This window comes from Mesorhizobium sp. M1217, from assembly GCF_040318275.1.
Taxonomy (GTDB): Bacteria; Pseudomonadota; Alphaproteobacteria; order Rhizobiales; family Rhizobiaceae; genus Mesorhizobium.
Genome location: NZ_JAMYMA010000005.1, coordinates 179,582 through 197,017, shown reverse-complemented (window position 1 = coordinate 197,017; position 17,436 = coordinate 179,582). Strand labels below are relative to the sequence as shown.

Sequence of the window (17,436 nt, the reverse complement as noted above, 5' to 3'; positions counted from 1 at the left end):
CCATGAACCAAGCTGCTCCCGCGCCGAAAGAGAACATGGGAAATCCCGTTCCGCGCATCGATGCCCGCCTGAAGGTCACCGGACAGGCCGGCTATTCGGCCGATCTTCCAACCGCCAATATGGCCTATGGCGCACTTGCTACCAGCAGCATCGCCAAGGGCAGCATCACCGCCGTCCGGCTCGAAAGGGCGCGTAAGGTGCCCGGCGTTCTCGATATCGTCAGCGTCGGCGACATGGACGGCATCGACAAGCCGAAATTCGGCAACACCGGTGCAAGTTCGATCGCGCCGCTGCATGACAAGGCCATTTTCCACGACGGCCAGATCATCGCGCTGGTGGTGGCTGAAACATTCGAGGCGGCCGAGGAAGCCGCGGCGCTGATCCGCGCCGACTACGCCGAAGAGACGCCCAGCGCCGGCTTCGATTCCAGGGGAACGGAGATGGAGCCGGCCGCCGGCAAGAGTCCGTTGTTCAAGGAGGACGTCAAAGCCGGCGACTTCGATGCTGCCTATGCCGCAGCCGCAGTGAAGATCGACGAGAACTATTCGACGCCGACCCAGCACCACAACCCGATCGAGCTGTTCTCGACGACGGCGGTCTGGCAGGGCGATCAGCTTACGGTCTACGAACCAAGCCAGAACGTCACCGGCTGGAAGGCCGAGCTCGCCCGGCAGTTGAAGATCGATCCGGGCAATGTGCGGATCGTCAGTCCCTATGTCGGCGGCGCTTTCGGCTCCAAGGGGCCGATGACGGCCCGCACGGCGATCGTTGCCGTTGCGGCCCGCCGCGTCGGCCGGCCGGTGCGCTGCGTCGTCAGCCGCATTCAGGCGTACGGCACGCAGACCTATAGGGCGGAGACCCGGCACCGCATCCGCATCGGCGCAAACCAGGACGGCCGCATCACCGCCTTTGCACACGAAGGCTGGGAAGTCACGTCGCGGCCCGATCCCTATGTCGTCGGTGGCACTTCGGCCACCGGACGCATGTACGATTACGGCTCGGTGCTGACCCACGTCTCGCTGGTGCATGCCGACCGCAATACGCCTGGCTACATGCGTTCGCCGCCGGAGACGCCCTATGTCTATGCGCTGGAAAATGCCATGGACGAGATGGCGGTGGCGCTCGGCATGGACCCGGTCGAGTTCCGCCGCGTCAACGAGCCGCAGAAGGAGCCGATCGGCGGCAAGCCCTTCTCCAGCCGCTCGCTCGTGAAATGCTACGACCAGGCCGCCGAGGCCTTCGGCTGGTCCAAGCGCGAGGCCGCGGTTGGCTCGATGCGTGACGGCGACTGGCTGGTCGGCATGGGCTGCGCCACCGCAATCTATCCGACGGCGGCTGCGCCATGCGCCGCCCGCGTCCGCCTGACCACTGACGGCGAGGTTCGCGTCCAATGCGGCTCGCATGAGATCGGCACCGGCGTGCGCACGGTGGCAGCGCAGATGGCAGCCGAACGGCTCGGGATAGAAATGGACAAGGTCAGCGTCGAAATGGGCGACAGCGCCTTGCCGCCGGCACCGGTGTCCGGCGGGTCGATTTCGACGGCAAGCGTGTGCTCGGCGGTGCTGAAGGCCTGCGATGCCGTCCGCGCACAGCTTTTCGCCGCGGCCGTCGCCGAAGCCGGGCCGCTGGCCGGGTCCGGCAACGCCAAGCTTGAAATGAGCCAAGAGAAAATCGTCGCGGACAACGGCAAATCGGCCAAGCTGTCGGATGTTTTCAAGACGATGCAGATCGGTGCGATCGAGGAATATGCCGAATTCGCGCCAAAGGGATCGTCACCGGAGGCGCTGAAGAAGCTCTATGCCGGGCAATCGGAGTTCCACGGCGGCGACCAGGACAAGGATTCGGTGAAATACGCCTTTGGCGCGGAATTCGTCGAGGTGCGCATCAACAGCCATACGCGCGAGATCCGCGTCCCGCGCATCGTCGGCGCCTTTGCCGCCGGGCGCATCATGAACACCCGCACCGCTCGCAGCCAGCTGATGGGCGGCATGATCTGGGGCATCGGCCAAGCCTTGCACGAGGCGACGGAAATCGACAAGCGTCATGCGCGCTACGTCAATCGCGACCTGCAGGACTATCTCGTGCCGGTCAACGCCGACGTGAAGCAGCTGGAAGTGATACTGGTTCCGGAGATTGACCACGAGGTGAACCCGGCCGGCGTCAAGGGTTTGGGCGAACTCGGCAATGTCGGGACCGCCGCGGCGGTCGCGAGCGCGGTCTACCACGCCACCGGCAAGCGCATTCGCGACCTGCCGATCAGGATCGATCACCTGATCGTCTGACCTCTCCAACTCAGCCCGGCTTCGGACCGGCTAGGCGCAGTTTGCATCTATTCCTTCGGCGCGGTGGCGGGCGCGGTATAGCGGCGGCGCACTGCGTCCAGGACGTGGTTGCGGCTCTCCTGCGCCGAAAGTGTGTCGTCTTTCTCCGCTTCGGCGGTTTCGCGCGCCAGCTCCTTATCCCTGATCTGGTGGCGAAACCATTTGGAATAGTCGCCGGCGCGCAAATGATGTTCCCAAGTCTTGTCGTCAATGCCCTCGGCGATCTGGGCGAAAATCATCAGATTATGGGCGCGCAGGTTCATCGCATGGTCGGGGCCGCGGAAATAGAAGCTGCCCTTCTCGTCGAGCTGGCCCTCGGCATATTTGCGGCTATGGCGCTTGAGCGACTGCCGCGGCTCGATCGGCTCGACCGTGCAAGGTTTCTTGTGCGCCTGCGGCCGCCAGAACAACACGTGCTCGTCTTTTGGAGAGCTCAGATCCTTGTCCTTTGGCGGTTCGGTGCCGGTCTCGCGACAGAATGTCTTGACGACCTTTTTCGCCTTGGGGCCGAGTGCGATGACGGCGGTGACCAGCCGCAATGCTTCGGTTGAGATCGCATCCGGATGAACGGTGATCAGGATCGTGCCCGGCAATTCCATCGCCAGAACCATTGGCGTGTCGTCGCGCCGCTTCGGCAAGAGGTGATGCGCTTCGTCGATGATCAGCCAGTGTGGTCGCGCGGTGCGGAAGCGAACACCGCCAAGGCCCGGCAGCAGGTCGGCAAAGAAGTCCGGCCGCTCGTTGACGCGCAGCGCCAGGCCGTTGACGACCAGATTGTTGTCCGGCTTCTCCAGGAGATCGAGCAACTGCGTCTTCGTCGGCGCGTTCGAGCCGTCGCCCAGCCGGACGGCGCCCTCGAGGCCATCGTAGTCGCCTTCCGGATCGAAGATGCAGAACTGGAACTTTCTCTCGACAAAACGCTCCGTCAATGCGGTCGCCAAGGTCGATTTGCCGATGCCCGAGCTGCCGGCGATCAGCACCGTATCGGTTGGCGACAGATACACCTCCTTGCCATCGTCCGAGCCAAGCAGAATGCCATCGCGGCTTGGCACAAGCTCGCGATCGCGCTCGACCACCTTGGCGATCAGTTCCTCGACGCCTTTTCCGCGCGCGCCTCGTGTCACGAGATCCGCCGTATCCTTGACTGCCGGCAGTGCGTTGTCGACGGCGACGCTGAAGCCGCAGGCGCGCAGGAAGGCGTGGTCGTTTTCGGCGTCGCCGACACCGACGACGTTGTGCGGCGACAATCTGAGGTCCTGAAGCGCGGCTGTCAGCCCGGTCGCCTTGTTGATGCCGCTGGGCAGGATCATCACCGCGCCCTTGTTGAAGATGATTTCCAGCTCCAGCCCCAATTTCTTGATGACCTCGAGCGCGGTAACCTGATGCGGTTCCCAGGTGGCGACGATCGAGCGTCCGACCGAAAGCGGTTTGACACCGTGTTTCCTGAGTTTGGCGATGAACTCGGGGGCGGGCGGCGGAGATATCGTCCGCTCCTCCTCGCTGGCCGGCGTGTAGATCAGCGCCCCGTTTTCCGCGACCACCTTGTCGAAGATCGCGACTTCGGGAAAGACGCGTTTCAGGTCGGGCAGCTCGCGCCCGGTGACGAGAATGAGCTTGCGGCCGCTCTTCTTGAAGCGTTGAAGCGCCGCAAGTGTCTTTTCGGCGACAATCCCTTCATGCGCCAGCGTGCCGTCGTAGTCGGTGGCCAAGGCTATGAAATACATGTCGTCAGTAGCCGCCGACGATTGGCAATATCTCGCCGGTGATGTAGCTCGAGCAGTGCGGCGAGGCGAGGAACACATACGCTGGCGCGATCTCTTCCGGTTGTGCCGGTCGTTTCATCGGTGTGTCGGCGCCAAATTTCGAAACATCGCCGGCTTCCTTGTCCGAGGGGTTGAGCGGCGTCCAAACCGGGCCTGGTGCCACGGCGTTGACCCTTATGCCCTTGTCGACAAGGTTGCCCGAGAGCGCGCGGGTGAAGGCATGAATGCCGCCCTTGGTCATGGAGTAATCGACCAGTTGCTTCGATCCCTCGATGCCGGTCACTGAACCGGTGTTGATGATCGCCGAACCGGGTTTCATGTGCGGAACGGCCTCCTGCGCCATGTGGAAATAGCCGTAGAGGTTGGTCTTCAGCGTGGTGTCGAAATGCTCCTCGGTCAGCTCGCTGAAATCGCTGGAATGGACCTGGAAAGCGGCGTTGTTGACCAGCACGTCGATCCGCCCAAACTGCTGCACGATCTCAGCCACCGCGTTGTGGCAGTGGCCGCGTTCGCTGACATCGGCCTTGATCAGGATGCATCGCCGGCCTTCGGTTTCGACGGCCCTTTTGGTCTCTTCGGCGTCCTTGTCCTCCGACAGATAGACGATCGCCACATCGGCGCCTTCACGTGCATAGAGCACGGCCACCGCGCGGCCGATGCCTGAATCGCCGCCGGTAATGACGGCCACTTTGCCGTCGAGCTTTTTCGATCCGATATAAAATGGCGCATCGTAAAGCGGCGCCGGCTCGATCGCCCATTCATGCCCCGGCTTCGGCTGGTGCTGTTCGGGGAAGGGCGGCTCGGGATATTTGCGGGCACCGGCCTGCATGGCGCCTTTTGGCTTGCCCTTGGACTTGGACTTGTCCTTCTCGTCGATACGGCGCTGGATGTGCCGTTGCTTGGCGGCCTCGCCGGCGATTTCCGATTTCATCTGCATGGTCATCTCCCTGGCTTGAAACCCAACAACGCACGTCCGGCGAAAAGGTTTATGCGACCACTTCATTCCTTCAGCCCGGCGACCCGCTCCAGCAGCGGCCGTTGCAGCCGCGGTAGATGGCCGACGACGCTGAAGGCCGCGTTCCTGAAGCTTTGCATGATGCCATTGTCCGACCGGGCCATTGACAGGATGCGCTCGCTGAGGGTGATCCACCGTCGCCCTATCGGGTGGCGTTCGCTTGTGTAGCCGGCCAGCGTGCCTTCGACGAAACGCCTGGCGAATGATGCGGCGAGATTCATGCCGCGCGCGCCCAGCGGCGAATGGGATGGAGGTCGGGGATGGTCATGATGGTTGTCCGGGTGAAACGAAACGTGACCTCATCCGAACGCATGGAGTGTTCGATGGTTTCCGGTCAGCCCGACCCGATGGGCCAGGGCGGGGTAACCATTCTGTGATCTCCGCTGCCCCGGCCGGAACTTACCCACGCAGCCGCAGTTAGGGGCTTTGGGGGGGTGGATACGGTTGCTGGATGTGAAATCGGCGAGGGGATGCCGCAGGTCTTTTCAAGGAGCGCCAACGGCATTTCACGCTTCGCTCTGTGGGGCGCGTGTTTCATGGCCATCTTTGCGGCTCTCGGCGGTACCGCCATCCTGCGTTCGGACTTCGTCACCGGCGTTGGCCGGCCGTTGGCGCAACCAGTGCCGTTCAGCCACAGGCACCATGTCGGCGAGCTCGGCCTCGATTGCCGTTATTGCCATAGCGGCGTCGAGACTTCGTCATCGGCTGGTCTGCCGGCGACGGAGGTGTGCATGACCTGCCATTCGCAGCTCTTCACCAACGCGGACATGCTGGCGCCGGTACGGGCGAGCCTTGCCTCCGGGCAGCCATTGCAGTGGCAGCGGGTGAACAGTGTGCCCGACTTCGTCTATTTCAATCATTCGATCCATATCGCCAAAGGCGTCGCCTGCGAGACGTGCCATGGCGAGGTCGACGACATGCCGCTGATACGGCGGGCGCACGCGCTGTCGATGGAATGGTGCCTGGGATGCCATCGCGATCCCGAGCCCAATTTGCGTCCGCCGCAGGACGTGTTCCTGATGCACTGGAAGCCGCCGGCCGGCATCGCCGAAATCCGCCGGTCGCTCATCAGCCTTCTCGATATCCACCCCGAGACCATGACCGACTGTTATGTCTGCCACCGCTGACAAGCCGATTGCGGCTCCAGACATGGCCGGCCTGCGCGAACGGCTTTCGCCTGGTCCGGAGCTGTGGCGGAGCCTCGACGAACTCGCCGATACACCGGAATTCCGCCGCTTCGTCGATGCCGAATTTCCTTCGATCGCCGAGCGCATCCCGGCGCGGCTCGACCGGCGCACGCTGCTGAAGCTGATGGGTGCATCGCTGTCGCTGGCCGGGCTTGCCGCCTGCAGCCGGGCCGAAGACATCCTGCCTTATATCCGCCAGCCGGAAAACATCGTTCCCGGCCGGCCGCTTTATTACGCGACCACGCTGTCGAGCGACGGCTACGGCATCGGTGCGGTGGTCGAAAGCCATGAGGGCCGGCCGACCAAGGTGGAAGGCAATCCCGACCATCCGGCCTCGCGCGGCGCGACGGACGCTGTCATGCAGGCGGCGGTGCTGTCGCTGTTCGATCCCGATCGCTCGCGCATGCCGCTGAAGCATGGCGAACCCGCAGCCTATGACGACTTCCTTGCCGACATGGCCGAGCTCACCTCGCGGCTCGCTGGAGCTGGCACGGCGCTGCTGATCGAAGCAACGACCTCGTCCACCATGAAGGCGCAGCTCGAGGCGCTGCGCGCGCGCTATCCCAGGCTGAGGCTGTTCCGGCACGATCCCCTGGCGACGCTGTCCGGCACCGAAGCCACACAGGCCCTGTTCGGCAGGGCGCTTGCACCGGTCTGCCGGTTTGATCGCGCCGAGGTGATTTTCAGTCTCGACGCGGATTTCCTGGGCGAGGGCCCCGGTCGTCTCGCCTACGCCCGTGATTTCGCTGCAAGACGCCGCGTGCGCCGGGCGGACGATACGATGAGCCGGCTCTATGCGGTGGAGTCGACGCCGACGATCACCGGCGCTGCCGCCGATCATCGCCGGCCGGTGCGGCCGAGCGAGGTCGAAACCGTCGCAGCGGCGCTGAGCGCCGTGCTTGGCGGCGAAGCGGCGCCAAGCGCCTTGGCATTGGACCCGACCTGGCTGGCTGCCGCCGCGAACGACCTGAAGGCGGCCGGCCGCTCGGCGCTGATCGTGCCGGGCGCCCATCAAACGCCGTTCGTCCATGCCGCCGCTCTTGCCATGAATGCGCGGCTTGGTGCGCTTGGCAACACCGTGGAACTGATCGAGCCGCCCGACGCGATGCCCATCGAGGGCGACCTCGCGCGTCTTTGCCGGGCGATCGCCGGGCGGGACATCGACACCGTTGTCATACTTGGCGCCAATCCTCTCCACACTGCGCCTGCGGGACTTGATGTCCACGACGTGTTTTCGCAGCTGAAGCTTCTTGTCCACTGGGGTCTCTACCGCGACGAAACCGCCTTCGTCGCACACTGGCATATCCCTGCTGCGCATGATCTCGAGAGCTGGAGTGACCTGCGCGCCCATGACGGAACCGCGTCGATCGTGCAGCCGCTGATCAGGCCGCTTTACGAGGGGCGGACGGTGCATGAACTCCTGGCCGTGCTTGGCGGTGAATTAGCTGTTTCTGCGCTGCCGCTCGTCCGTAGGACATGGGCACAAACGACTTGGGCGCAAGCACTGGACGATCCGGCGTGGCGAAAGGCGCTTCGCGACGGCTTTGTATCCGGCAGTGCCAGCAGTCCAGTCGATGTTGCAATGCCTGCGGATTTGCGCGGCCTGAAGCCGCGCATCGAAGCGGCAAAAGGCGTCGAAATCCGTTTCGTTGCCGATCCCTGGCTGCGCGATGGACGCAATGCCAATTCGTCCTGGCTGCAGGAGCTGCCGCGGCGGCTGAGCAAGATCGTCTGGGGCAACGCAGCCCTGATGTCGCCGGCGACATCAGGACGGTTTCAGGTGGAAAACGGCCGGGTCGTCAACATCGCCTCGAACGGCATGGACATCGATGCGCCGGTCTGGATCATGCCTGGCCATCCCGACGACACCGTGACGCTTGCTCTGGGTTTCGGCCGGAAGCTCGGTTCGGTGGCAGCACTCGCTGACGGCCACGACGCGTACAGGCTGCGAAGCCCTGAGGCTCCCTGGATCGTCTATGGCGCCATGATCACGCCGCGCGACAGCAGCGCACGGGTCATCACCACACAACACCACCAGGCGATGGAGGGCAGGGCGATCGTTCGCCATGCCTCGCTCGATGCCTTTCGCAAAGATCCGCACTTCGTGCGCGACGGCGTGCCGCCGACGCCAAGCGAGTCGCTCTATCCTGACTGGCAATACAGCCAGGAAGCCTGGGCCATGTCGATCGATCAGTCGGCATGCATCGGCTGCATGGCCTGTGTTTCTGCTTGCCAGGCGGAAAACAACATCGCCACCGTCGGGCCGGACGAGTCGGCACTCGGCCATGAGATGCATTGGCTGCGGATCGACCGCTACTATTCCGGCCCACTCGACGATCCCGAGGTCTTTTTCCAGCCGGTGCCTTGCATGCATTGCGAGAAGGCGCCGTGCGAGGTCGTCTGTCCGGTCAACGCCACCACCCACACCCATGACGGGCTCAACGCGCAGGTCTATAACCGTTGCATCGGCACGCGCTACTGCTCGCAGAACTGCCCCTACAAGGTGCGGCGCTTCAACTTCCTGGACTTCCAGGAATTCGACAAGGATGCGGCGGGACCTGAACAGGCCGTGCACAATCCAGACGTCAGCGTCCGTTCGCGCGGCGTGATGGAGAAATGCACCTACTGCGTCCAGCGCATTTCCGAAAAGCGCATCAAGGCTCAGATCGAAAACCGCGCCATCGCCGACGGCGAGGTGGTGACCGCCTGCCAGCAGGCCTGCCCGACGCAGGCGATCGTCTTCGGCGATCTCAACAGCAAGGGCGCCAGGGTGGCGCAGGAAAAAGCGGCACCGCATCACTATGCCTTGCTCGAGGAGCTGAATACGCGACCGCGCACCACCTATCTCGGCAAGATCAAAAATATCAATGGCCGTCTCTCGTCAGGCGGGAAAGCCGATGGCTGAGGCTTTTGCTGCAAAACCGGGCGCATTGCCCGTTCTGCGTGGCAGCCACGACCTTCCGGAGATCAGCGGCCGTATCAGTGCGATCGTTCTCGACGGCAGGCTGCCGCGCTATTTCTGGGCAGCTTTTTTTTCCTGCTTCGTCTTCGTCCTCATCTTCCTCTATTCGGTCACCTATCTGATCTCGGTCGGCGTTGGCGCCTACGGCATCAACGTCCCCGTCGTCTGGGGCACGATGATCGGCAATTTCGTCTGGTGGATCGGCATCGGCCATGCCGGCACGCTGATCTCGGCCGTGCTCCTGCTTCTGCGCCAGCCGTGGCGCGCCTCGATCAATCGCTTTGCCGAGGCGATGACGCTGTTTGCCGTTGCAATGGCCGGGCTTTTCCCGATCCTGCATCTCGGCCGCCCGTGGTTCTTCTACTGGTTGCTGCCGCTGCCCAACACCCATATGCACTGGCCGCAATGGCGCAGTCCGCTGGTCTGGGATTTCGCGGCGATCGCCACTTATGCCAGCGTTTCGCTGATGTTCTGGTATATGGGCCTGCTGCCCGATCTCGCCGTCCTGCGCGACCGAGCGAAATCGCGCCCGGCGCAGCTGTTCTACGGCATACTGGCAATCGGCTGGCGCGGTTCGGCCTTTCATTGGGCGCGCTATCAGACGGTCTATTTCCTGATGGCGGCACTGGCCACGCCGCTGGTCGTCTCGGTGCATTCGATCGTCTCGCTCGACTTCACCTTCGCCATCACGCCGGGCTTCCACTCGACGATCTTTCCTCCCTATTTCGTTGCCGGAGCGCTGCTGTCCGGCTTCGCCATGGTGCTCACCATCGCCATCCCGCTGCGCTGGGCGTTTTCGGTCCAGGATCTGATCACGCTGCGGCACATGGACAATGCCGCCAAGCTGATGATCGCCGCCGGCATGATCGTCATCTATGGCTACGCGTCCGAGGCCTTCTTCGCCTGGTATTCGGGCGAGATCTACGAGCGCACGATGATGTGGCAGCGCGCCTTCGGACCTTATGCGCCGCTGTTCTGGGCCATGCTCGCCTGCAACGGCGCAGTTTTGCAATTGCTCTGGTTCCGACGGGTGCGCCTCAACATGCCGGGGCTGTTCGCCATTGCACTCATCATCAACGTCGGCATGTGGATCGAGCGCTATGTCATCGTCGTCACCGGGCCAAGCCGCGATTACCTGCCGTCGTCCTGGGGCGAGCAGTCATTGAGGTGGCTCGACTTCGGCATCCTGTTCGGCTCGATCGGCACCTTCTTCGCATTGGTCTTCCTGTTCATCCGCATCCTGCCGGCCATCACCATCTTCGAGGTCGAGAAGCTGGCCGGGGAGAGGGCAGCACAGGATGAGCCTTTACGGCGTCATCGCGGCTTTCGCCGATCCGGAAGCGCTGACCGAGGCGGTCCGCACCATGCGGGCGCGTGGCTACCGGCGCATGGACGCGTTCTCGCCATTCCATGTGCGTGGGTTGGCCGAGATGCTCGGCATGCGCAAAACGCGCTTGCCGTGGGCCATCCTTGGCGGCGCCATCGCTGGCGCGGTGTTTGTCTACGGGCTGATCCTCTATTCGGTCGAGATCGACTATCCGCTCAATGTCGGCGGCCGGCCGCTGCATTCCTGGCCGGCCTTTCTCGTCATTGCCTTCGAGGCGGCGATACTTGGCGCCGCGCTGGCCGCATTCTTCGGCGGGCTGGCCGCCAATCGCCTGCCCGAATATTACCACCCGGTCTTCAATGCCACGAGCTTCACCTACGCGCGCGGCGGCAAGTTCTACCTGCTCGTCGAAGCCGCCGATCCGAAGTTCCGCAAGGGCGTGACCAAGGGCCAGCTGACCCGGCTTGGCGCCGAAACCGTCGAGGAGGTGGAGGCGTGAACATGCGCACGAGTCTGCTGGCGGCAGCCTTGCTGCTCGCCGGCTGCCGGCAGGACATGGAGGACCAGCCGCGCTACGATCCGCTCGAAAAGAGCAACCAGTTCGCCAACGGCATGTCGGCGCGGGCGCCGGCCGAGGACACGGTCGCACGCGATGCCGATCTTTCGCCGGTGCCGGACACGTTTCCCTATCCGGTCACCATGACGCTGCTGCGGCGAGGCCGGCAGCGCTTCGACATCTTCTGTTCGCCTTGCCACGGCCGCACCGGCGACGGCCACGGCATGGTCGTCGAGCGTGGCTTTCCAGCGCCGCCCACCTATCATCAGGACGCGCTGCGCAAGGCGAGTGACAGGCATTTCTATGAGGTCATCAGCTACGGCTATGGCGCCATGTTTTCCTACGCGGCGCGCGTCCCGCCTGCCGACCGCTGGGCGATCGTCGCCTATATCCGCGCCCTGCAATATTCGCGCGAGGCGCCAATTGCCGAACTGCCGGAAAGCCTCCGCGCCGAGCTCAATGCGGAGCCAGATCGATGATGCGGCTTGCCACCGAACGTTTGATTTTGCCGGCGCTTGCCGTGGCCGCCGCCGGACTTGTGCTTTGCGCCGCGGGATTGGCCTTCGACCTCAGAGCCATGTTGGCCGGCTGGCTGCCTGCGGCGCTGTTCCTGCTCGGCCTGCCGCTCGGTGCGCTGACCATCCTGATGGTGCATGGGCTGACCGGTGGCCGCTGGGGCGAGGCAATCCGCCAGCCGCTACGCGGCTTGGTCACGACGCTGCCGCTGGCGCTGCTTCTGCTGCTGCCGGTTCTGCCCAGGCTCGACCTGGTCTTTCCCTGGGCGAGTGCCGACGCGGCTGCATTGCCCGAGACGGTGCGCCTGAAATTCTCTTATCTGAACGTTCCGTTCTTTTTGTTGCGCTTTGCCGCCTGCGCTGCGATCTGGCTGGTGCTGGCGTGGCGCGTGCTCGACTGGACAACGACCGATAGCGGCCGCGGCAGCGCCGGCCGCGGCAAGGCCTATGCCGCTGGATTGATTGCGCATGGGCTGACGGTGACGATCTTTGCCATCGACTGGATGCTCTCGCTCGAGCCGGAGTTCTCCTCGACGATCTATGCGCTGCTGGAAGCATCCGCCGAAGTCGTCGGCGCTTACGCTCTGGCAATGACGGTGCTGTGTGCGAACCGCTCGATCGAGGTCATGCCGGGCGGCGAGGAGGATGTCGCGCTGAGCGAGGATTTGGCCAACATGCTGTTCGGCTTCGTGCTGCTATGGGCCTACCTGTCGTTCATGCAATGGCTGGTGACCTGGGGCGGCGACCTGCCGAACGAGATCCGCTGGTACCTCATTCGCAGCAGCAATGGCTGGCAATATCTGCTCTGGCTGCTGATTGCGCTGCAATTCGCGATCCCCTTTGCCGGGTTGCTCAGCCGGGATCTAAAGCGCAGCCATGCCGGCCTTCTGTCGATCTGCGGCATCGTGCTGGCCGGCCATTATGTCGATGTCCTGTGGCGGATCAGACCGCCGCTTGCCGGTGGCGGTGTGACAGCGTTCTGGTGCGACCTTGCCGCGCTGGCAGGAGCCGGCGGCCTCTGGCTTGCGCTGCTGCTTTTCGTGCTTGGCCGGCCGGACGGTATCGGCTTCTGGCGCCGGGGGCCGGCGCATGGCTAGGGCGGCCCGCCATCCCGAAACGCGCGATATCTGGCCGGGCGCGCTGCTTGCCTTCGCGGCCGGCTTGCTGCTGTTCCTGGCGGCATCAGCCATCGTCCTCGGGCTCGTCTTCGACACCAGACCGTTGTGGCCGCTGCCGGGGCCATCGTCGGCCGGCAACCGAGCCAGTCCCGCCTTGCAGCGCTTTCCGGAAGACGACCTAGCCGCCTTCCGCAAGGCGGAGGAGCAGGCACTGAACAAAGTCGGCTGGGTCGACCGCACCGCCGGCATTGCTCGCATTCCGATCGAGGACGCCATGTGGGCGATCGTCAGCCACGGTTTGCCGAACTGGGGGCAGCCGCCGGCGGCCGCCGGCGCCGACTGCGGATTGGTCGAGGCCGAGATACCACGCGCGCCACAGGCCGCTCGCTGCCGGACCGCGCCAGGCCAGGGAGGCCGGCCGTGAAGGCTTGGCTAACCGCTTTTTCCCTCCTCGTGGTGCTGCCCGCCTCAGCCGTCGCACGCCCGGCCTTCGATCCCGAGATCGGCGCACAGCTCAGCCTCGACCGGGTGTTTCGTGATGCATCCGGCGTGCAGCGCACGATCGGCCAAACGCTTGCGGGCCGGCCGGCGCTGCTGATTTTCGGCTATGACAAATGCCCGAACCTTTGTGGTGTGACCCAACAGGCGGTCGCTTCGGATTTGAAAAAGACGTCGCTCGATCCCGAAACCTATCGCGCTTTGTTCGTCTCGATCGATGCCGCCGACGCGGCCGGTGATGCGAGCGATGCGCAAACCACCGTCGCCGCTGTGGCCGACGCGAGGAACCTGTCGGCATGGCGGTTCCTGACCAGTGCCGACGGCGCCGGTGCCGCCCTTGCGGCGGAGGCTGGCATCAGCTTCGACACACGCGCCAGGATCGACCAGTTCGCCCATCCGATCGCCGTCATCGCGCTGACGCCGAAAGGCCGGATAGCGCAGGTGCTGCCGGCGCTGAGCTTCACGCCGCGCGATCTTAAGCTTGCCCTTGTCGAGGCATCTTCCGGCAAGCTCGGCTCGATCGCCGATCATGCCTTCCTGCTCTGCGCCGGCTTCGATACCTCTAAGGGGCAATATACGCCGGCGATTTGGGCTGCCTTGAAGCTCGCCAGCATCGTGATGGTGGTGGGGTTGGCGACGGCCATACTGCAGCTGGCGCGCAGGAGGCGGGCGTGAGCTTCGGTATCCGGTTTTTCCCGCCGGAAGCCTCGTCGATCGCAAGCAGCATCGATGCGTTGTTCTATACATTGCTGGCCTTCGCGGCCGCGCTCGGCCTGTTCCTGACCGTTCTCGTGGTCGGCTACGCCGTCAAATATCGCGTCGGCTCCGCCGCCGACCGTACCGGAGCGCGTGCCCGCAGCCTGCCGCTGGAGATGACATGGAGCATTGCCAGCCTGGTGATGGCCTTCATCTTCTTCGGCTGGGGCGCAGTCCTGTTTGTGCGGCGCGACCATCCGCCGCCGGACGCTATCGAGATCGCCGGCCTCGGCAAGCAATGGATGTGGGAGTTCCGCCATTCCGGCGGCCAGCGTGAGATCAACGAGCTGCACGTGCCGGTCGGCAAGGCGGTGGTGGTGTCGCTGGCATCGCAGGACGTCATCCACTCCTTCTATGTGCCGGCCTTTCGGGTGAAGCAGGATGCGGTGCCGGGACGCACCACCAACGTCTGGTTCATTGCCACCGAACCGGGCCGCTACCATCTGTTCTGCGCCGAATATTGCGGCACCCAGCATTCCGAAATGGGCGGCTGGGTAACGGTGCAGGCTCCGGAGCAATATGCGTCGTGGCTGGGCAGCCAAGATGAAGGCGAAAGCCTCGCCGCGAGCGGCGGGAAACTGTTCCGCGCGCTCGGCTGCTCCGGCTGTCATGGCAATTCCAGTAAGGTGCGGGCGCCCGGCCTCGATGGGATTTTCGGCCGGCCGGTGGCGCTGGCGAACCGGCAGACGGTCATCGCCGACGAACGCTATCTGCGCGATTCGATCCTTGTCCCGAACAAGGAAATCGCCGCCGGCTACCAGCCGGTGATGCCGAGCTTCGACGGTCTGGTCGATGAAGCCGAGTTGCAGATGCTGATGGCCTATCTCAAGTCGCTTTCGTTCCAATTTCCCTCGTTCCCGGCGGCAAACAGCGAGGCGCCGCAATGAATCGCGATTTGGCGCCGGCAAACTATCTCAGTGAGGGTGCCTGGCCGCGCGCCTGGCTGCTGACAACCGACCACAAACGGGTAGCGTGGCTCTATCTCGTCTCGCTGACGGCCTTCTTCTTCCTCGGCGGTGCGTTTGCCGTGCTGATGCGCATCGAGCTTGCGACGCCGGCCGGCGACCTGGTCTCCGACGATGTCTACAACCGGCTGTTTTCGCTGCACGGCATCATCATGGTATGGTTCTTTCTGGTGCCGTCGATCCCGGCGACGCTCGGCAATTTCCTGTTGCCGCTGATGATCGGCGCGCGCGATCTTGCCTTTCCCCGCCTCAACCTGGCCAGCTGGTATGTCTTCATGTTCGGCAGCCTGTTCGCGCTCGCCTCGGTGCTTTTGGGCGGCGTCGACACCGGCTGGACCTTCTACACGCCGCTGTCGACGCTCTATGCCAACGGCTTTGTCTCGACCGCGGCATTTGGCGTTTTCATCGTCGGCTTTTCGACAATCATGACCGGCATCAATTTCATCGTTACCGTCCACACCTTGCGGGCGCCCGGCCTCACCTGGTTCCGGCTGCCGATCTTCGTCTGGACGCTGTACGCCACCAGCCTGGTGATGGTGCTGGCAACGCCGGTGCTTGCAGCATCGCTGATCCTCATCGTGCTGGAGCGCGTCTTCGGCATCGGCATCTTCAATCCCGACCTCGGCGGCGATCCGCTGTTGTTCCAGCATCTGTTCTGGTTCTACTCGCACCCCGCCGTCTACATCATGATCCTGCCGGGCATGGGGGTGGTCTCGGAAGTGCTGCCGTGCTTCAGCCGCCGGCCACTGTTCGGCTACAAGGCCGTCGCCCTGGCTTCAATGGCGATCGCCGTCTTCGGCTTTCTCGTCTGGGGCCACCACATGTTCGTCAGCGGGCAGTCGGCCTATGCCGGCGTGGTGTTTTCGTTCCTGTCCTTCTGCGTCGCGATCCCATCGGCGATAAAGGTGTTCAACTGGAGCCTGACGCTGCGCAAGGGCGAAATCAGCTTCGAGACGCCGATGCTTTATGCCCTGTTCTTCCTGGCGCTATTCACTTTTGGCGGGCTGGCCGGCCTTTTCCTTGCCGCCCTCGCCGTCGACGTCCACGTTCACGACACCTATTTCGTCGTCGCCCATTTCCACTACATCATGGTCGGCGGCATGGTGACCGCCTACATGGCCGGGCTGCATTTCTGGTGGCCGAAGCTCACCGGCCGCATGTATTCGGAGATTTGGGGCCGTATAGCCGCGGCTGTGACCTTCATCGGCTTCAACCTGACCTTTTTTCCGCAATATGTGCTCGGCTTTTTGGGCATGCCGCGGCGCTACCATACCTATCCGCCGGAATTCGCTTTCTGGCACATCCTGTCGTCGGCAGGCGCCGTGGTGCTGGCGATCGGCTATCTGATGCCGCTCCTCTATTTGGCGTGGTCGCTGTTTCGAGGCGCGCGGGCGCCGGATAATCCATGGCGAGCCACCGGGCTCGAATGGCAAACAAGCTCGCCGCCTCCGGCGCATAATTTCGATCGCATGCCGACCGTCACCAGGCCAGCCTACGATTATCCGATGAAAGGCCTGACCGAGAAACGGTCGGACCCGGTGGAGGATCTGGTTTGAAGTCACCGATCACAAGCATCGCCTTCGACCGGCCGGCTCGCGAAACGGCAGCCGCCAGCTTTGCCATGTGGGTGTTCATCGGCTCCGAGGCGATGCTGTTCGGCGCCATCCTGCTCGTCTTCATGTTTGCCCGGTTGAGTTATGACGACGCCTTCGCCGGCGCGGCGAAGCATCTGTCGCTGCCACTGGGCACGGCCAATACCGTCGTCCTGATCACCAGCAGTTTCGCCATGGCGCTCGCCCATATGTACACGGCCGCGCGGCGATGGCGCGCCGCCGGCCGGGCATTGGCTGCGACGGCGCTGCTCGGCGTCGTCTTCCTGGCGATCAAGGCGACGGAGTACGCCAGGGAATTCGGCGAAGGGCTGGCGCCGGTGCTCGGCGCGCCTTTCATCTATAAGGGCCCGGATCCTGTCCATGCCGAATTCTTCTTCGGCCTCTATTTCGCGATGACCTCACTGCATGCCTTGCATCTGATTTGCGGCGTAATCGTCATCGGCGGCATCCTCGCTCTGTGGCCGCGCACGATCGAGGCCAGCCGGTTCCGCCGCGTGCAGGCAATCGGCCTCTATTGGCATTTCGTCGATATCGTCTGGGTCTTCCTGTTCCCCGTCCTCTATCTGATCAACAGATGAGCGAGTTCCGCAAACTCACGCTTGCCTATGTCGGGCTTCTGGCCTTGCTGGCCCTGACTGTCGGCTCGTCCTTCCTGGCGCTTGGCGCCTTCAATTCGGCACTCAACCTGACGATCGCCGCGGCCAAGGCTGCCGTCATCGCCATCCTGTTCATGCATCTGCCCAGCGCCGGCGTCCTGCCGCGTCTTGCGGTCGCTGCTGCCGGGCTTTGGCTGATGATCCTGTTCGGGCTGACGCTGATCGGACAATAGGCCGAAGCGGC

The 17,436-nt window shown here is 63.9% G+C and carries 15 protein-coding genes and 1 pseudogene; 13 read left to right on the top strand and 3 right to left on the bottom strand.

Going from position 1 to position 17,436, the window contains the following annotated elements; all coding sequences use genetic code 11:
• The first annotated feature begins 2 nt into the window (after window positions 1-2).
• Window positions 3-2,282, top strand: a complete 2,280-nt coding sequence (locus NKH37_RS10560) for a xanthine dehydrogenase family protein molybdopterin-binding subunit (protein WP_353007317.1) — start codon at window positions 3-5, stop codon at window positions 2,280-2,282.
• A gap of 47 nt (window positions 2,283-2,329) precedes the next feature.
• Here the strand turns inward: NKH37_RS10560 and NKH37_RS10555 are convergent, their stop codons facing one another.
• The 3 genes from NKH37_RS10555 to NKH37_RS10545 form a co-directional block, all read right to left on the bottom strand.
• Window positions 2,330-4,045 carry an HAD family hydrolase gene (locus tag NKH37_RS10555; protein WP_353007319.1) on the bottom strand — a complete coding sequence of 572 codons (1,716 nt, stop codon included), beginning with the start codon at window positions 4,043-4,045 and terminating at the stop codon, window positions 2,330-2,332.
• 4 nt (window positions 4,046-4,049) lie between these two features.
• Window positions 4,050-5,021, bottom strand: coding sequence for an SDR family oxidoreductase (locus tag NKH37_RS10550; protein WP_352481428.1), 972 nt, complete (start codon window positions 5,019-5,021; stop codon window positions 4,050-4,052).
• Between the two features lie 62 nt (window positions 5,022-5,083).
• Entirely contained in the window at window positions 5,084-5,320 is a 237-nt protein-coding gene (locus NKH37_RS10545; RefSeq protein WP_352548013.1) for an FAD-dependent monooxygenase family protein, read from the bottom strand.
• 249 nt (window positions 5,321-5,569) lie between these two features.
• On the opposite strand from NKH37_RS10545, the gene NKH37_RS10540 reads away from it, so the two are divergent.
• The 12 genes and pseudogenes from NKH37_RS10540 to NKH37_RS10485 all read left to right on the top strand — a co-directional run bounded on the left by NKH37_RS10540 (window position 5,570) and on the right by NKH37_RS10485 (window position 17,425).
• Window positions 5,570-6,226 (top strand): cytochrome c3 family protein, encoded by a 657-nt coding sequence (locus NKH37_RS10540; protein ID WP_023720534.1) that lies wholly within the window; start codon window positions 5,570-5,572, stop codon window positions 6,224-6,226.
• Window positions 6,210-9,191: a TAT-variant-translocated molybdopterin oxidoreductase gene (locus NKH37_RS10535; RefSeq protein WP_353007322.1), complete on the top strand. Its 2,982-nt coding sequence runs from the start codon at window positions 6,210-6,212 to the stop codon at window positions 9,189-9,191. Before NKH37_RS10540 ends, NKH37_RS10535 begins: the two co-directional genes overlap by 17 nt.
• Window positions 9,154-10,356, top strand: a pseudogene (gene nrfD / locus NKH37_RS10530) (NrfD/PsrC family molybdoenzyme membrane anchor subunit); the annotation flags it as partial. The gene NKH37_RS10535 and the pseudogene nrfD, both read left to right, overlap by 38 nt.
• Before the next feature lie 190 nt (window positions 10,357-10,546).
• A complete protein-coding gene (locus NKH37_RS10525) occupies window positions 10,547-11,074 on the top strand; it encodes a DUF3341 domain-containing protein (protein ID WP_352481431.1) in 528 nt (175 codons plus the stop codon).
• Window positions 11,075-11,076: 2 nt separating this feature from the next.
• A complete protein-coding gene (locus NKH37_RS10520; protein ID WP_352481518.1) occupies window positions 11,077-11,610 on the top strand; it encodes a c-type cytochrome in 534 nt (177 codons plus the stop codon).
• Window positions 11,607-12,743, top strand: coding sequence for a hypothetical protein (locus tag NKH37_RS10515; RefSeq protein ID WP_352481432.1), 1,137 nt, complete (start codon window positions 11,607-11,609; stop codon window positions 12,741-12,743). Before NKH37_RS10520 ends, NKH37_RS10515 begins: the two co-directional genes overlap by 4 nt.
• The gene (locus NKH37_RS10510) at window positions 12,736-13,188 is read left to right on the top strand and encodes a hypothetical protein (protein ID WP_023720528.1); all 453 of its coding nucleotides are present in this window, start codon (window positions 12,736-12,738) and stop codon (window positions 13,186-13,188) included. Before NKH37_RS10515 ends, NKH37_RS10510 begins: the two co-directional genes overlap by 8 nt.
• Window positions 13,185-13,937, top strand: coding sequence for an SCO family protein (locus tag NKH37_RS10505; RefSeq protein ID WP_352856082.1), 753 nt, complete (start codon window positions 13,185-13,187; stop codon window positions 13,935-13,937). Before NKH37_RS10510 ends, NKH37_RS10505 begins: the two co-directional genes overlap by 4 nt.
• Window positions 13,934-14,905, top strand: coding sequence for a cytochrome c oxidase subunit II (coxB, locus tag NKH37_RS10500; RefSeq protein WP_353005759.1), 972 nt, complete (start codon window positions 13,934-13,936; stop codon window positions 14,903-14,905). Before NKH37_RS10505 ends, coxB begins: the two co-directional genes overlap by 4 nt.
• On the top strand, window positions 14,902-16,539 hold the full coding sequence (ctaD, locus tag NKH37_RS10495; protein ID WP_352481434.1) for a cytochrome c oxidase subunit I: 1,638 nt from the start codon (window positions 14,902-14,904) through the stop codon (window positions 16,537-16,539). The genes coxB and ctaD overlap by 4 nt, the downstream gene beginning before the upstream one ends.
• Window positions 16,536-17,174: a cytochrome c oxidase subunit 3 gene (locus tag NKH37_RS10490; RefSeq protein WP_353005760.1), complete on the top strand. Its 639-nt coding sequence runs from the start codon at window positions 16,536-16,538 to the stop codon at window positions 17,172-17,174. Before ctaD ends, NKH37_RS10490 begins: the two co-directional genes overlap by 4 nt.
• Window positions 17,171-17,425, top strand: a complete 255-nt coding sequence (locus NKH37_RS10485; RefSeq protein ID WP_352791025.1) for a cytochrome C oxidase subunit IV family protein — start codon at window positions 17,171-17,173, stop codon at window positions 17,423-17,425. Before NKH37_RS10490 ends, NKH37_RS10485 begins: the two co-directional genes overlap by 4 nt.
• Window positions 17,426-17,436 lie beyond the last annotated feature (11 nt).

Bases quoted from the DNA above. Each gene is read 5' to 3' on its own strand.
- NKH37_RS10560 (WP_353007317.1), top strand. From the start codon at position 3: ATGAACCAAGCTGCTCCCGCGCCGAAAGAGAACATGGGAAATCCCGTT.
- NKH37_RS10555 (WP_353007319.1), bottom strand. From the start codon at position 4,045: ATGTATTTCATAGCCTTGGCCACCGACTACGACGGCACGCTGGCGCAT.
- NKH37_RS10550 (WP_352481428.1), bottom strand. From the start codon at position 5,021: ATGCAGATGAAATCGGAAATCGCCGGCGAGGCCGCCAAGCAACGGCAC.
- NKH37_RS10545 (WP_352548013.1), bottom strand. From the start codon at position 5,320: ATGAATCTCGCCGCATCATTCGCCAGGCGTTTCGTCGAAGGCACGCTG.
- NKH37_RS10540 (WP_023720534.1), top strand. From the start codon at position 5,570: ATGCCGCAGGTCTTTTCAAGGAGCGCCAACGGCATTTCACGCTTCGCT.
- NKH37_RS10535 (WP_353007322.1), top strand. From the start codon at position 6,210: ATGTCTGCCACCGCTGACAAGCCGATTGCGGCTCCAGACATGGCCGGC.
- NKH37_RS10525 (WP_352481431.1), top strand. From the start codon at position 10,547: ATGAGCCTTTACGGCGTCATCGCGGCTTTCGCCGATCCGGAAGCGCTG.
- NKH37_RS10520 (WP_352481518.1), top strand. From the start codon at position 11,077: ATGCGCACGAGTCTGCTGGCGGCAGCCTTGCTGCTCGCCGGCTGCCGG.
- NKH37_RS10515 (WP_352481432.1), top strand. From the start codon at position 11,607: ATGATGCGGCTTGCCACCGAACGTTTGATTTTGCCGGCGCTTGCCGTG.
- NKH37_RS10510 (WP_023720528.1), top strand. From the start codon at position 12,736: ATGGCTAGGGCGGCCCGCCATCCCGAAACGCGCGATATCTGGCCGGGC.
- ctaD (WP_352481434.1), top strand. From the start codon at position 14,902: ATGAATCGCGATTTGGCGCCGGCAAACTATCTCAGTGAGGGTGCCTGG.
- NKH37_RS10485 (WP_352791025.1), top strand. From the start codon at position 17,171: ATGAGCGAGTTCCGCAAACTCACGCTTGCCTATGTCGGGCTTCTGGCC.